This window comes from Oscillospiraceae bacterium, assembly GCA_025758045.1.
Classification (GTDB): domain Bacteria; phylum Bacillota; class Clostridia; order Oscillospirales; family Ruminococcaceae; genus Gemmiger.
The window spans coordinates 1,590,730-1,606,188 of record CP107208.1 but is presented as its reverse complement, the minus strand read 5'-3'; the positions used below and the strand labels follow the sequence as shown (position 1 = coordinate 1,606,188).

At 58.7% G+C, this 15,459-nt stretch carries 12 protein-coding genes; 7 read left to right on the top strand and 5 right to left on the bottom strand.

Features of this window, described 5'->3' with window-relative positions; genetic code table 11:
* Position 1 precedes the first annotated feature (1 nt).
* The 3 genes from OGM81_07570 to OGM81_07560 all read right to left on the bottom strand — a co-directional run bounded on the left by OGM81_07570 (position 2) and on the right by OGM81_07560 (position 4,746).
* Entirely contained in the window at positions 2-1,507 is a 1,506-nt protein-coding gene (locus OGM81_07570; protein ID UYJ42213.1) for a DUF1538 domain-containing protein, read from the bottom strand.
* A gap of 37 nt (positions 1,508-1,544) precedes the next feature.
* Positions 1,545-2,900 carry a citrate/2-methylcitrate synthase gene (locus OGM81_07565; GenBank protein UYJ42212.1) on the bottom strand — a complete coding sequence of 452 codons (1,356 nt, stop codon included), beginning with the start codon at positions 2,898-2,900 and terminating at the stop codon, positions 1,545-1,547.
* Positions 2,901-3,234: 334 nt separating this feature from the next.
* The gene (locus OGM81_07560; protein UYJ42211.1) at positions 3,235-4,746 is read right to left on the bottom strand and encodes a trypsin-like peptidase domain-containing protein; all 1,512 of its coding nucleotides are present in this window, start codon (positions 4,744-4,746) and stop codon (positions 3,235-3,237) included.
* Positions 4,747-4,964: 218 nt separating this feature from the next.
* On the opposite strand from OGM81_07560, the gene OGM81_07555 reads away from it, so the two are divergent.
* The 3 genes from OGM81_07555 (at position 4,965) to OGM81_07545 (ending at position 9,153) form a co-directional block, all read left to right on the top strand.
* Positions 4,965-5,813 (top strand): GNAT family N-acetyltransferase, encoded by an 849-nt coding sequence (locus OGM81_07555; GenBank protein UYJ42210.1) that lies wholly within the window; start codon positions 4,965-4,967, stop codon positions 5,811-5,813.
* A gap of 84 nt (positions 5,814-5,897) precedes the next feature.
* Positions 5,898-8,018, top strand: a complete 2,121-nt coding sequence (locus OGM81_07550) for an ATP-dependent helicase (GenBank protein ID UYJ42209.1) — start codon at positions 5,898-5,900, stop codon at positions 8,016-8,018.
* 139 nt (positions 8,019-8,157) lie between these two features.
* Positions 8,158-9,153 carry an asparaginase gene (locus OGM81_07545; protein ID UYJ42208.1) on the top strand — a complete coding sequence of 332 codons (996 nt, stop codon included), beginning with the start codon at positions 8,158-8,160 and terminating at the stop codon, positions 9,151-9,153.
* Between the two features lie 277 nt (positions 9,154-9,430).
* On the opposite strand, the gene OGM81_07540 is transcribed toward OGM81_07545, so the two are convergent.
* Positions 9,431-10,453 (bottom strand): zinc-binding alcohol dehydrogenase family protein, encoded by a 1,023-nt coding sequence (locus OGM81_07540; protein UYJ42207.1) that lies wholly within the window; start codon positions 10,451-10,453, stop codon positions 9,431-9,433.
* Positions 10,454-10,810: 357 nt separating this feature from the next.
* Between OGM81_07540 and OGM81_07535 the strand changes: the two genes are divergently transcribed.
* Complete coding sequence (locus OGM81_07535; protein ID UYJ42206.1) at positions 10,811-11,515, top strand: GntR family transcriptional regulator; 705 nt, start codon at positions 10,811-10,813, stop codon at positions 11,513-11,515.
* A 294-nt stretch (positions 11,516-11,809) separates the two neighbouring features.
* Here OGM81_07535 and OGM81_07530 read toward each other — a convergent pair whose 3' ends face one another.
* Positions 11,810-11,950, bottom strand: coding sequence for a hypothetical protein (locus OGM81_07530; GenBank protein ID UYJ42205.1), 141 nt, complete (start codon positions 11,948-11,950; stop codon positions 11,810-11,812).
* Positions 11,951-12,188: 238 nt separating this feature from the next.
* Here OGM81_07530 and OGM81_07525 point away from each other — a divergent pair, with 238 nt between their 5' ends.
* Genes OGM81_07525 through OGM81_07515 form a run of 3 tightly spaced genes read left to right on the top strand, consistent with a single transcriptional unit; the run spans position 12,189 to position 15,456 of the window.
* Positions 12,189-13,850, top strand: a complete 1,662-nt coding sequence (locus OGM81_07525) for a glucosyltransferase domain-containing protein (protein ID UYJ42204.1) — start codon at positions 12,189-12,191, stop codon at positions 13,848-13,850.
* Between the two features lie 24 nt (positions 13,851-13,874).
* Entirely contained in the window at positions 13,875-14,666 is a 792-nt protein-coding gene (locus OGM81_07520) for a hypothetical protein (protein UYJ42203.1), read from the top strand.
* A gap of 28 nt (positions 14,667-14,694) precedes the next feature.
* Positions 14,695-15,456: a glycosyltransferase family 2 protein gene (locus OGM81_07515; protein UYJ42202.1), complete on the top strand. Its 762-nt coding sequence runs from the start codon at positions 14,695-14,697 to the stop codon at positions 15,454-15,456.
* The last annotated feature ends 3 nt before the right edge of the window (positions 15,457-15,459 follow it).

Sequence of the window (15,459 nt, the reverse complement as noted above, 5' to 3'; positions counted from 1 at the left end):
ATCAGTATTCCTCCAGTTCCACCACGGTGTCGTCCAAAATGTTGGGGGCGGTCTGCGCCTGGGTGCGGCGGGCATACAGCAGGCCCATGATCTGGATGGCGATGAGCGGAGCCAGGGCGACCAGCGCCACGATACCAAAGGCATCGGTGACGACGTTGCCGCCCACCGCGCTGCATGCGCCCATGGCCAGCGGCAGCAGGAAAGTGGATGTCATCGGGCCGCTGGCGACGCCGCCGGAGTCAAACGCGATGCCCACAAACACCGGCGGGACAAAGCGGCTCATGATAAGCGCCGCCGCGTAGCCGGGGATGAGCACCCAGTAGATGCTAAGTCCGGTCAGCACGCGCAGCATGGCCAGCGCCACCGCCACGGCCACACCGGCCTGCAGGGCGCGGTTCATGGCATGGCGGGAGATGGTGCCACCGGTGATCTCCTCGACCTGTTCGTTGAGCACCTGCACCGCTGGCTCGGCCTTGACGATGTAGTAGCCGATGAGCATGCCGATAGGAAGCAGCGCCCCGCGCAGGGGGCCGCTGCCCAGGCCGCTGCCCAGCAGATTGCCTACGGGCGCGAACCCGACGTTGACACCGGTGAGGAACAAAATCAGCCCGATAATGGTATACACAAAACCCAGCACCATACGCACCAACTGGCGCGGCTGGAAGCTGCGGGTCAGCGCCTGGAACAGCACAAACACGCCCACGATGGGCAGCGTGCTTTGCAGCACCTCGGCCGTATAATGGGGCAGGTCCTGCAAAAAGGCCAGTGCCACATCCTGGGTAGTGATGACCGGGGCCAGCTGCACGGCGTCATAAATCGTCTCCGTGGGGTGGTAGAAGATGCCCAGCAGCATGACCATCAGGATGGGGCCAACACTGCACAGAGCGATGAGGCCGAAGCTGTCGTTGGCGCTGTCCTTATCGCTGCGGGCAGCTGAGAAGCCGATGCCCAGCGCCATGATAAAGGGCACCGTCATGGGGCCGGTGGTGACGCCGCCGGCATCAAAGGCGACGGCCAAAAATTCATTGGGGACAAAAAGGGACACCACGAACAGCAGCAAATACAGCCCCAGCAGCATTTTGGACAGCGGCACGCGGTACAAAATGCGCAGCACCGCCACGGCGGTGAACACGCCGACGCCCGCCGCCACCGTCCAGATGAGCACGGCGTTGGGGATGGCCGCCACCTGGTTGGCCAGCACCTGCAGATCGGGTTCTGAGATCGTGATGATAGCGCCCATGGCAAAGCAGATGACAACGGCCAGCCATGTTTTTTTCTGGCGCACGATGCTGCCGCCTATCCCCTGGCCCAGCGGGGTCATGGAGATCTCGGCACCCAGCTGGAAGAAGCCCATGCCCACGATGAGCAGCACCGCCCCCGTTAAAAACAGGGCCAGCGTACCCACCTCCATGGGCACCAGCGTGACGCTGAGCATCAGCACGATGACCGTGATGGGCAGCACGCTGGTCAGGGCTTCGCGGGTCTTTTCTTTGAGTTTTTCGTTCATTCGGCCTCCTTTTGCATGTAAGGGGGTCAGGCGGGCATCAGCGGTTTTCCAGCGGCACGTAGTCCCGCGGGGTCATGATGCTCTGGTAGGCGGGGCGGATGATCTTATCCACGTTGACCAGCTCCTCCATGCGGTGGGCGGACCAGCCCACGATGCGCGCCACGGCGAAGATGGGGGTGTACAGCTCCACGGGGATACCCAGCATGTCATAGACGAAGCCGGAGTAGAAGTCGACGTTGGTAGACACGCCTTTATAAATATGGCGTTTTTCTGCGATAACTTTGGGGGCCAGCCGCTCGATGGTGTTGTAATATTCAAAATCGAGGGCGCGGCCCTTGGCATCGGCCAGCTGGTGCACAAAGTTTTTGAACACCACGGCGCGGGGGTCGCTGAGGGAGTAGACCGCGTGGCCCATGCCGTAGATCAGGCCCTTCTGGTCGAAGGCCTGGCGGTCGACGATGCGGGACAGGTAGTCGTGCATGGCGGCTTCGTCGGTGGGGTCGGTGACGTGGGCGCGGATGTCGTCCATCATCTGCATGACCTTGATGTTGGCACCGCCGTGCTTGGGGCCTTTCAGGCTGGAAAGCGCCGCCGCAATGACCGAGTAGGTATCCGACCCGGAGGAGCTGACCACGCGGGTGGTGAAGGTGGAGTTGTTGCCGCCGCCATGCTCCATATGCAGCAGCAGGGCGATGTCCAGCACGTGGGCTTCCAGCTCGGTGTATTTCTGGTCGGGGCGGAGCATCTGCAGCAGGTTTTCGGCGGTGGAAAGCTCCGGTTTGGGGCGGTGGATGTACATGCTGCCGCCGCACTCATAATAATGGTAGGCGTGGTAGCCGTAGACGGCCAGCATGGGGAAGACGCTGATGAGCTTGATGCACTGCTCCAGCTGGGTCTGCAGGTCGGTCTTGCCGATGTCGTCATCGTAGCTGGCGAGGGTGAGCACACTGCGAGTCAGCGAGTTCATCAGGTCGCGGCTGGGGGCTTTCATGATGACGTCCCGCACAAAGTTGGTGGGCAGGTCGCGGCATTTGACCAGGCTGTCCTTGAAAGCATCCAGCTGGGCCTCGTTGGGCAGGTCACCGATAAGGAGCAGGTAGGCGGCTTCCTCAAAGGCATAGCGCTTGCCGCGCAGGCCCCGGATGAGGTCATACACGTTGTAGCCGCGATACCAGAGTTTTCCGTCGCAGGGCACTTTTTTACCGTCCTTCTCCTCAAAGGCATCAATGCGGGAGATGTTGGTAATGCCTGCCAGCACGCCTTTGCCGTCCTGGTCGCGCAGGCCGCGCTTGATGTTGTATTGGCCAAAAAGGGACGGGTCGATGCGGTTGTTGGTGACACATTCCTCGGTAAAAACGGCAGCTTCTTTTGCAATAGCAGCGTAATCGCTCATGGGTATGACCTCCTTTTCTTCTGTTCCCCTGTTTCGCGGACGGTTCGGCATCTTGTGCGCGTTTCGTCCAGATTCTTTCCCGGATATGAACTTTTTTATACGTTGCGTACATTTTAAATTATACAGTACGGCTGTATGGCCTGTCAAACAAAGTTTTTATGAACAAGCTGTATAAAACAGCAAAAATGTCCCACAATGCAAGATTTGCATTGCAGGACATTTTTGCAAGATCAGAAGATTATATGGAAAGAAAAAAGAAGGAGGAAATGTTTATAGAAAACGCGGGGTAGGGAGAGCCCCCTTTGCACAAGGGGGCCTTTGGGTTGGGGCACTTTTACTGCGCACTATTCCCCAAAGTGACGTTGAGAGTTAGGACCTTGCCGTCGCGCTCGACCTGCAGGGTGACGGTGTCGCCCACCTGCTTGTCGGCCAGGTAGCTCTTGACGGTGGAGGTGCTGCTGACAGCCGTGTCATCGATGGCGATGATGCGGTCGCCGCGTTGCACACCGGCAGCCTCGGCGCCGCCGCCCTTGGTGACATCAGCCACGTAGACGCCCAAAGCGGACACACCGTACTGCTGTGCGGTGGAGGAATCCTGAATGTCCAGGATGCTGACGCCCAGCACCGGGCGGGCCACAGCGCCGTTTTCGATCAACTGCTGGGCAATGTCCATAGCGGTGTTGATGGGGATGGCAAAGCCGATGCCCTCGGCCTCGCTGTAGCTGCTCTTGGCGTTGACCACGCCGATCAGCTCACCGTTTGCGTTGAACAGACCGCCGCCGGAGTTGCCCGGGCTGATGGATGTATCGGTCTGGATCAAGGTCATATCGTTATCTTCCACGGTGACCTGACGGTTCAGGGCGCTGACGATGCCCTGGGTAACGGTGTTGGACAAGGTGCCCAGCGGGTTGCCCACAGCCACGGTGGTCTCACCGACAGCCAGCTTATCGCTGTCGCCGATGACTGCCGGGGTCAGGCCGGTGGCATCGACCTTCAGCACGGCAATATCGGAAGTAGAGTCGACGCCGACAACGGTGGCGTCATAGCTCTGGTCGCTGCCGTTGAGCTGGACCTTCACGCTGGTAGCGCCGCTGACCACATGGGCGCAGGTGAGGATGTAGCCATCCTGGCTGACGATGATGCCGGAACCGGCACCGCTCTGCACATAGTAGCCGCCAAACCAGGTCTGGCTGCTGCTCATCTGCTCGGTGGTGATGGCCACCACACTGGGGGAGGCCACAGCAGCGATCTGCTGCATGGTCATAGAGGTGCCATCGGTGCTGCCGGTGTTAGAGGCATCGGTGCTGGTGTCGCGCTGGACTTCCTGCACGACCACCTGGTTGCCGGTCAGGCCGGCACGGCTGGCCACCACGGCACCGCCGATGCCGCCGCCGAAGCCCAGGGCCACCACGCCGACACCGGCGAGGACGCGCAGCAGGACCTTGTTATGCTTTTTTTCTTTCTTGGGGGGCTGCTGCGGGGCACTGGCGTAGCTGTAGCCATTGTAGCCGCCGTTGCTGCCACCATTGCCGCCGCTGAAACTGCTGGTGTAGCCGTTGTTCTGGCCGTAGGCGTTGTTCGGCTGGTTGTAGGTGTTGGCACCGGTGTTATTGGTGCTGCTGCCTGCCGAGTAATCGGTGCGGGCGGTGTTGGCGGTGTTCATGCCGCTGCTGCCCACGTTGGGGTAGCCGCCCTGCTCGGGCTGGCTGGGCTGATTGGGCCGGGTTGCAGAAGCCTGGTTGGCTTCGTTCTGGGGCTGGTTGTTGTTCTGGCCCTGATTGGGGTCGGGCGTACTGTCGCCCTGGCCGTTATTGTAAAGACCGGAGTAATCGTATTCGCTGCTCATACTGGTCCATCCTTTCGCGTGAGATTTGGGAAGCGTCGGGGCAATGTTCCTGGGGCTTTCGTTCCCTTTTTGCTTTCTATGCCTATAGTATACCGGCCAATTGTGAAATAGGTTTCTCGGCCGGGTGAAAAGAATGTGAAAATGCTCCCATTTCGGCGCTTGACAGGCGGTGCCGGGGCCTGTATGCTGGATGTAGTTTGTAAAAGGAAGTGCCTGCTATGAAAATCACCCACGAAGCCGGGAAATACGTATTATACAAAGAAAAGACCGTCATCGGCATGGCTGCGCTGGAGGATGGGCGGCTGTGGGTGGAGATCGACCCGGCCTGGCGGCAGCGGGGGTACGGCAGCTATCTGGTCAAGGAGATCTTGCAGCAAAACGGCGGGTATGACGTCAAACGCGAGACCCGCTTTACCGCCGGCCCTGCCGCTGACGAAGCCGCCGGGGCCTTATTGAAAAAGTTCGGCTTTCTGCCCCAGGGCGGCGAGATGGTCCGCCGCCGGGTACCGGATCTTTCGGCGGTGCAGCTTTGCCATGAATTTTTGACAGCCCACCTCCAGCCGGGCGGACTGTATGTGGACGCCACCTGCGGCAACGGCCACGACACCGAGTTTTTGTGCCGCCTGGCAGGACCCACGGGCAGGGTGCTGGCGCTGGATATTCAGCCTGCCGCCGTGGAAAACACCAACACACGGCTGGGCGCCGCCGGGCTGGGGGCCATCGGGCAGGCATTGGTGCACGACCATGCATGTTTGGCCGAACTGGTCGCCCCCGGCACGGCGGATTGCGTGCTGTTCAATTTTGGCTGGCTGCCCGGCGCCGACCACGAGGTGCACTCCACCGCCGATGGCAGTCTGCCCGCCCTGCAGGCCGCGCTGGATGCCCTGAAGCCGCGCGGTGTGCTGGCGGCGGTGCTGTACAGCGGGCAGGTCATCGGTGACAGTGAAAAGCAGGCGGCGCTGGGATTTTTCCGCGCCCTGCCGCTGACAAAATACACCGTGCTGGTATGCGAGTTTGCCAACTGGGCCAGCACCGCTCCCCTGCCCTGCTTCGTGATAAAAAAGTAACGCTTGCCCCCGCCGCCGCGGCATGGTATGCTTGTAGTATCGAACTTTTCCGCCTATGGGCGGGGCATAGAAAGAGGCTGCCTTTTGCAGAAAGAGACCTTTATCAAGCAATATGCGGCGGGACTGAACCCCCAACAGCTGGCCGCCGTGCAGGCCGTGCATGGGCCGGTGCTGCTGCTGGCCGTGCCGGGCAGCGGCAAAACCACCGTGCTGGTGACCCGTTTGGGCTACATGGTGCTGTGCTGCGATGTGCCCCCGGCGCAGATCTTAACGATGACCTACACAGTGGCCGCCACCCACGAGATGCGCGGCCGCTTTGCCGCCCGTTTTGGGGCGGAGCTGGCCGGGCAGATGACCTTCCGCACCATTAACGGGCTTTCGGCGGTGATTTTGCAGTATTACAGCCGGGTCTACGGCCGCCGCCAGCCTGAACTGCTGACCAACGAGGGCGACATCACCCGGATGCTGACCGACATCTGGCAGCAGGTGAACCGGGAGTTTCCCACCGAGAGCACGCTGAAAGAGCTGCGCACGGCCATCACCTACATTAAAAATATGGCGCTGACCGACGAGGAAATTGAGGGACTGGAAACCGACCTGGCCAGCCTGCCGGAGCTGTACCGCCGCTACCAGGCCGCGCTGAAACGGGCCGGACAGATGGACTACGACGACCAGATGGTGTTTGCGCTGCAAATTCTGCGGGCCGCGCCGCCGGTGCTGGCGTATTTCCAGCAGCGGTATAAATATTTTTGCGTGGATGAATCGCAGGATACCTCCAAAATTCAGCACGAAATTATACGGCTGCTGGCCGGGCGCAGTCTGAACCTGTTTATGGTAGGCGACGAGGATCAGAGCATCTATGGGTTCCGCGCCGCCTACCCCCAGGCACTGATGGACTTTGAGCAGGTCTACCCCGGCGCACAGGTGCTGCTGATGGAGGAGAATTACCGTTCCAGTGAGGAGATCGTGGCCGCCGCCAACGCCTTTGTGGCCCGCAGCCGCTACCGCCGCCCCAAATTCCTGCGGGCGACCCAGGGGGCGCAGTGCCCCATTGAGATACGGCGCATCACCCGGCGCGAGGAGCAGATCGACTGGCTGTTTGAGGAAGCCCGGCGCGGCGGCGGGGAGACGGCGGTGCTGTTCCGCAACAACGAGAGTGCGCTGCCGCTGGTAGACCTGTGCGAGCGGCGGGGTGTGCCCTACCGCTTTAAAAAGGCCGACCTGACGTTTTTCACCCACAAAATTGTGCTGGATGCCGTGGATTTTTTGCGCTTTGCCTACGAGCCGGCCAATGGTGAGCGGTTTTTGCGACTGTACTACAAGTTTGGGCTGGCGCTCTCCCGCCAGAGGGCGCTGGCGGCCTGTGGGGCCAGTGCCCGCACCGGGCGGCCGATTTTGGAGGAGCTGATCCGTGACTCCGAGACAAAGACTCGGATGCGGGAATCGCTGGGGGATATTTACGCGGCGTTTAAGCGCATCCCGCAGCTGAACGCCGCCGATGCGCTGGACGCCGTGCGCCACGGCTGCGGTTACGGCGCGTACCTGAACCAGAAGGGCATGGACACCGGAAAACTGGCTATTTTGGAAATGCTGGCCGAGCAGGAGCCCAACGCCCTGCGCCTGTTGGACCGGCTGGAAGAGCTGCGGATGCTGATTGCCGCGAAGGCCGATGTAAACAGCGATGTTCCGTTTGTTTTATCGACGATCCATTCCTGCAAGGGTTTGGAGTATGACCGGGTGGTGCTGCTGGATGCCTTTGACGGCGTGCTGCCCGCCAAGCCGGAGATCTGCTGCCGCACCCCCGAGGATACCCGCCAATACGAGGAGGACCGCCGCCTGTTTTACGTGGCAATGACCCGTGCGCGGCACAAGCTGGTGTTGTTCGATTGCAAGACGATGCCCTCGGTTTTTGTGCAGGAAGTAATTTTTAATTTGCCCGAGAGCCGTGCCGAACGGGAGCTGGCCAAGGCCGAAACCAACCGGGTGTTAGGGCGGAATAAGCCTGCGGCGGCCGGGCCTGCGTTGCCGCCGGTGGATGTAGCGGCTGTGACCCGCGTAGGGGCCGCCGTGCAGCATGCGGTGTTCGGGCGAGGGGTCGTAACCGAATTTGACGGACGGTTTGTTACTGTGGAGTTCTCGGGGATGCGGGTCAAGAAATTAGATGCTGCGTTGGTTGCGGAAAAGCATTTGTTGTGGGATTTGTGATTGCGGCTGATGGTTGTCACCCCCATGCAGTGACAACCGTATATAGCAGCATCCTGCTGTAAGGTTCTTCTTTTTTGTGACCAAAAGGGAAGCGAAAAAGTCTCGCTGCTGCAAGGCAGCACGAAAGGTAAAAACATATATGAAAAAGATATTACTCCTCGCCACTGGCGGCACCATCGCCAGCAAACCCACCGCCGCTGGCGGCCTGGCGCCGGCCATTACATCGGAAGAACTCCTTTCTTTCGTGCCGGAGCTGGCCAAACTCTGCGAGATCGACGCGGTGCAGCTGTTCAGTTTGGACTCTACCAACGTAGGCCCGGAACAATGGCAGCAGCTGGTCCATGCCATCCGCCAAAACTACGATGCCTACGATGGTTTCGTCATTGCCCACGGCACCGACACGATGGCCTACACCGCCGCCGCGCTGAGCTACATGATCCAGAACAGCGCCAAGCCAGTGGTGTTGACCGGCAGCCAAAAATCCATCTACAACCGCGATACGGACGCCCGCAACAACCTGTATCGCACCTTTTTGTATGCCAGCAGCGATTTTTCCTGGGGCGTGCAGCTGGTATTTGACAACAAGGTCATCCTGGGCACCCGCGCCCGCAAGACCCGCACCAAAAGCTTCAACGCCTTTTCCAGCATCGACTACCCCGAGACCGCCGTGTTCCGGGATATGCGGCTCATCCCCTTTCTGCGCCGCCCCGACCCGATGCCGCCCGTGCAGTTTTACGAGCAGCTGGACCCCGCCGTCTTCGTACTGCGGCTGGTGCCCGGCATGCGGGCGGACATCATCCCGCTGCTGGCACCTCACTACCGGGCACTGGTGGTGGAAAGCTTCGGCGTAGGCGGCCTGCCCGGCGGCGAGCACGGCGAAATGTACGCCCGCCTGCAGGATTGGTGCACCAGCGGCCGCCTGGCTGTGTTTACCACCCAGGTCCCCCACGAGGGGTGCGACCTGGCGGTGTATGAGGTGGGCCGCTCGGTGAAAGAGCTGCCCGGCGTGCTGGAAGCCAAGGACATGACCCCCGAGGCCGTGGCCGTAAAACTGATGTGGGCGCTGGGCCAGACCACCGACCGCGCCGAGGCCATGCGGCTGTTTACCACGCCGGTCGAGTGGGACATTGTATAAAACAACTAAGGCAACACCGCACAATTCCCGCCTGACGGCTTAAGCACCGCTCCGGCGGCTGCGGCACGGCATCTGCGTTGCCAAAATGCTCGATAAGACATCCAGTATTATCTGCGCTTTTGGCTTAGCAGCTGCCGCACCTCGCTCGCCGTATCGGCACTTAGAATTATGCGGTATTGCCCTAAAAACACCCCACCGGGGCTGTACGCAATGCACAGCCCCGGTGGGGTGCTTTGTATCAGGAATCGCTTTTATAACGAGGAACGCGGTTGCAAGCTTAGTCGTTCAGCAGGGCGATCTTACGGATGGACGGATCGTGGGTGTCGTTGAAGTCGAAAGCGGCCTGGGCGTCGGTCAGCTTGAAAGTGTGGCTGATGGAGCCGTTCAGGTCGATCTTGCCCTTGTTGATGAGGTCGATGACGGTCTGGAAACGGTGGTTCTGCAGGCGGCTGCCGCGAACGTCCAGCTCTTTGCTGGTGATGACGAACTGGTTGATCTCATCGGGGGCGATGCTGAAGCCCATGGTGATGACGCGGCTTGCGTTGCCAGCGGCCTTGCAGGCGGTCAGGAAACTGCCATGGAAGCAGGCGCAGTCGATGACGACCGTCGGGCCGTAGCCATCGGTCAGCTCCTTAGCGCGGGTGACGACATCCTCGGCCTTGGAGTTGATGACGTCGGTAGCGCCGTTCTGGAGGGCGGCCTCCAGCTTGGGCTCGTCGATGTCCACGACGATGATCTTGCGGGGGCTGTACAGGTTGACGATGCGCAGCATGCTGCTGCCCAGAGCGCCGGCACCGATGATCATAACGGTGTCCTGGAACTCCAGCTGGGCACGGCTGCAAGCCTGCACGGCGATGGTGGTGGGCTCGATCATAACGGCATCCTGGTAGCTCAGGCTGTCGGGCAGGACATAAACGTCGCTCTCGGGCACGGCCATGTACTCGCGGTAGCCGCCATCGATGTGGACGCCGCGGACCTGCAGGTGCTCACAAACATTGGGACGGCCCTTGCGGCAGGCATAGCAGGTGCCGCAGGCAGTGACCTGGTCCACGATGACGCGGTCGCCGACCTTGATCTTCTTGGCGTTGCCGCCGACTTCCTCAACCACACCGACGATCTCGTGGCCGATGACGCGGGGATAGGTGGCGGCGGCGTTGGTGCCGTGGTAGATGCCCACGTCAGAGCCGCAGATGCCGGCGGCCTTGATCTTGACCAGGACGTTGTTCTTGGCGTCGATGGTGGGCTTATCCATATCGATGATGCGGAGATCATTGGGTTTTACGATCTGAACTGCTTTCATGTGTAAACCTCCCGGGTTTCTCATGTACAGAAATGACTTGGTTTCTCTCATTCAGCGAACTGACATGCTGACATGTCAGTTCCAACATCGTCATTGTAGCATGGCGGGTCAGGAATGTCAACACCTGTTTTGTAATTCATCAAAATAACAAAAGCGGCGGTGGTTTTTTGCACATTTTGCATAAGTGTATCGTTAAGTATTTAGCGAGCATGCGCCTATTTTTGCGTATTTGGGCAGTTGGTCTTTCTGGTTCCGTGGTTTTTCCATTTACCGCTTGCAGTCCCCTGCCGGATGTGTTACAATAGCAGTAAGCCATCTGGCATACTGACATGTCAGTTACAGAGTAAGGAGCACATCATGCCCAGCCCGACCAACAAAGCGCAAGACAATTCCATCCGGGAGAATGTCTACCGCATTATCCGAGAAAATATCACCTCGCTGCAGCTGGCGCCCGGCACCACGGTAAGCACACAAGAGCTGGCCGCGAAGCTACAGGTCAGCCGCACACCGGTGCGGGAGGCGTTCATCCGCCTGCAGAAAGAGGATCTGGTGGAGATCACACCGCAGAAAGGCACGATGGTCTCCCGCATCGATCTGACCCGTGCCGAGAAGGAGCGGTTCATCCGGGAGAGCCTGGAGACTGCCATTCTGCCGTTGTTTTTGCAGAACTGCACTGAGCCGGACCTGAAAGAGCTGGAGCTTTTGATCGAGAAGCAGAAAGCCTGTTTTGCCGGGCTGAAGCCGCTGGAGTTCATCGCGCTGGACAACCAGTTTCATCAGCGGTTCTTTGAGCTTGCGGGGCAGGATTTAAGCTGGGACGTGGTGGCATCCACAAACCCGCACTACAACCGCCTGCGCGTGCTGACGGTGCAGAACGCCGCCACTTTTGACGGCGCGGTGCGCCAGCATGAGGTGATGATGGACCAGATCCGCCGCCGGGACATCGACGCCCTGTGCCGGGAACTGACCGACCATGTAAGGAAAATTATCGCGGAGAAGAACGTTTTGCTTCAATTGTATCCTGATTACTTTGCAACGGCTCAACAGGAGATGAAGTTGTAATCGATCTTTGGCTTCCTCTGCGCGACAGAGGGGCCCGGCTGCGTAAGCGGTCCCGCGAAGCGGGTGAGGGAGAAAGCTTCGTATCCGCAGCAGCTAAAAGTTTTGTCTCTCCCTCCGCCCCTGCGGGGCACCTTCCTCCCAGAGGGAGGCTCCGGGCAAAAACGGCAGACACCTATTACAGGTGCCTGCCATTTTTAATGCAAAATTTTCTTTAATGTTTCTATTAACTTCGGTATCCCGATGGGCTTACCGATATGGCCGTTCATGCCAGCTTCCAGGGCGGCGCATTTGTCCTCAGCGAAGGCGTTGGCTGGTGGCCACGATGGGGATGGACGCCAGCGCATGGTACGGCAGGGCGCGAATGCGGCTCATGTCCAGTACGTCGTTGATGAGGGAGAGCACCCATGAGGAGGCGCACCAAAAACACCACTGCACATGCCGTGGATCCCAGCGCCGCGCTTTTGCGGTCGGCCTCGTCCGACTGATCTTAGATCTGGTCGTACTGCACCCGTTCCAGCCCGCCGTACAGCAGAATTAAGAATTTTTGATTATTTTCCCTGTTTCTTTCCTGTCCGCGTTTTATTCGCCCTGCGGGCCTTGAGTATTGAACTTGACCCTGTGGTGTGTTATACTTTTATCGTATACTTATTTATAATAATAGGGAGATTGTGTGATGGAGAACCTCCGATCCAAACCGTTCTGGGACCGCTCGCCGTTGGAAAGCCTGGCGGACGGCTATAAAAAGCTTCCGCGGAATTTCAAGCTGTGCATGCTGGCGACCTTTATCATCGGCCTGGCCGCGCACATGTACTGCTACACCAATATGCTGACCGGGGCGGATGATTCGGCACTGTTTACGCAAGGATTTTCCTGGGCGGATGGTGCTTCCGGCACGCGCTGGCTCATCAAATTGTACTGGGATCTGCTGGGTACCATCCGCACGCCGTGGCTGCTGGGTGTGGTCACGCTGGCGCTGTACGGCGCAGCGGCCTGGTTCGTCTGTGAAGCACTGGGCATTACCAGCCGCGCAGGCGTGGTGCTGGTCTCGGGGTTGATGGTCACATGCCCGACGATGATTTCCTCAAACTTTTACCTGACCAGCGCCCACATCTACGCCGGGGCGCTGCTGTTTGCCTGCATGGCTGCCTATGCCTACGAAAAATGGCGGCACGGCTGGATCGCCGCGTTTGTGTTTATGCTGCTGTCTGAAGGCAGCTATGCCGCTTATGTCGGCATGACGCTGAGTTTGTTTTTCCTGTGCAGCTTAAAAAAGCTGTTATTCAACGAAAAAGGCGATGACAAGCACAATTTAGCGCGGCATTTCGGGATGCTATTTTTGTTCGGCGGCTCGATGATCGGCACGACGCTGATCTGCAATCTGATCACCGCTAACAACACGGCGGGCCGCGTGCAGGATGCCCAGGCCCAGGCTGCGACTGATTATGTGGGCAACATCGTCACCTCGTTGCAGCAGGTGTTCACCTTCTTTTTGCCCGGCACCTACAACACCTATTTCCATGGCGAGCGGGTCATGTACTCGCTGTTTCTGCTCTGCGCGGCGCTGTCGGCTGTGCTGGTCGTCTGGCTGCTGGTAAAACAGCAGCTGTGGAAACGCCCTCTGGGGCTGTTTTTGCTGGTGGCAGACATTGTCTGCCTGCCGCTGGCCATGAATGCCATTGGCATTGTTGCCAAGTGGGTACACACCTTGATGACCTTCTCCTACCTGACGCCATGGCTGTTTTTCGTGATGGCCGTTGAGCAGCTTTACCGCCGGGACGACCTGCGCAAAGATTGGGAAAGGCTGCTGCGGTGGGGTTATTCTCTGCTGGCCTGCGTGGTAGCCGGGCTGACTGTTTTGTGCGGCATCCGGCTGGCGAATCTGTGCTATACCAAGGCATATGCGCGGTACGAGATGACGATTGCTGACTCCACCCGCCTGGTGGACCGCATCGAGTCTGTGCCCGGGTACGAAAAAGGCGTCACTCCGGTAGTTCTGGCCGGATACCAGACAACCTATTTCCCCGGCCAGAAAGCCTACGAGCCCGCGGGCGATGTGGCCGGCATCGGCGGTGACTATTACTGGGAACAGTCCTACAGCGCGCCGTTTGTGGCGGAACGCTACATCAACCAGCATTTGAAAGCGGATATGAACCTGCTGAACGCCAGCGATTCTTCCTTTATGCCTGCCGATGTCGCCAAGACTTTGCAGGAGCAGGGTTACACCGCCGACGCGGACAGCCTGACCGCCGCGCTGAACGAGCTGGAAGCGTTCCCTGCACAAAACTGCTGGACTTGGTATAACGGCGTGCTGGTGGTAAGGCTTTTTCCCTACTAAGCCCCAAGGAAGGATGGAATACGAATGATGCAGGATATGTGTATCCTTGTTGTCTCCTGTGATAAATATGCCGATTGCTGGACGCCGTTTTCGGACTGTATGCGCAAGTTCTGGCCGGACTGTCCCTACCCGGTATACCTGTGTACCGAGAGCGGCGAGCCGGAGGCAGGGACGGTATATAGCCGTGCCCTGCACAGCCCCAACCCCTCGTGGACAGGCCGCCTGCGGGAAGTTTGTGCGCAAATTCAGGAAGAATACATCTTCATCACACTGGAAGACCACTGGCTTGCCGGAAAAATCGACCAGGAGAAGATCGTTGCTGATGTGACTTTGCTGCGTCAGCACAAAGAGGTTGGCGTTGTGTATTTGGATTATCTCACCCCCACAATGCCGATTTGGAGTAAAGACGGCGGCTATCGAGAAATTCCCGCAGGCACTCAGTACCGCCTGGCTGCCGGGCCTTCCGTCTGGCGCAAGGAGTTTCTCTGCATTGCCTGTGCTGAAGATGCCGATGCCTGGAACTTTGAGCGGGTGAAGTCTTTTTCCCCTGAAACCTACTCTTATACAGTACTTACCTGTAAAGACAGCCAGTATCAGCGTATCCATCCGGCCGGGTCTGTACAGCGCGGCAAGTGGCAGCTGTGCGTACGTTCTTTTGCTGCTCAGAATGGGCTAAATATCGACACCAGTCATCGCCCTTTTATGGGGTTTAAAGACACATTTGTCATCAAGGCAAAGTCGATTATTTTTAACCTGAATCCCTCGTTGATCGTTAAAATTCAGAACTGGCTGTACCATCACAGCCAGAAGAAGTAAAACGTCGCTGTATGCCAGGAGGTACCCCATGGCAAAACTGTCAGGCAAGCTTTCCGTACTGATGCCTGCTTATAATGAGGAAACCATCATCTACGAAAACGCGCTGGAAGCTGCGCGGCAGATCTGCCCGCTGGCGGATGACTATGAATTGCTGGTCATCGACGACGGCAGCAGCGACCGCACCAAAGCGGAGATCGAGCGCGCCGCAGCCGAGAATCCGAAGATCTGCTGCATCAGCTACCAGCCCAACCAGGGCAAGGGCGGCGCGCTGCGCGAGGGCACGGCCCACGCCACGGGTGACTATATTGCTTTCTGTGATGCCGATTTGGATTTAGCGCCCGAACAGCTGGCAGACTTTATCGATCGTATGCAGCGGGAAAATGCTGATGTTGTCATTGGCAGCAAGATGCACCCGGAATCCAAGGTCGATTACCCGGCCATCCGGCGCGTGTACAGCTGGGGTTATTATATTCTGCTGTTAATTCTTTTCCGCTTGAACGTGCGGGACACCCAGACCGGCCTGAAGCTGTTTAAGGCCGAGGTCATCAAGCCGGTCATGCGGCAGATCCTGGTCAAGCGTTTTGCGTTTGATATTGAGGTTTTGGCTATCATCAATGCACGCGGATATAAAATCACTTCCGCACCGATTGAGGTAGTGTTCCACCGGGCTTCTTTCGGGCGGATCGGATATCAGGACATTCGCAATATGTTTGTCGATACGCTGGCAATTTTTTATCGTTTGCACATTCTGCATTACTATGATAAAGCAGATACGCTGGAAAGGTCTTAATCT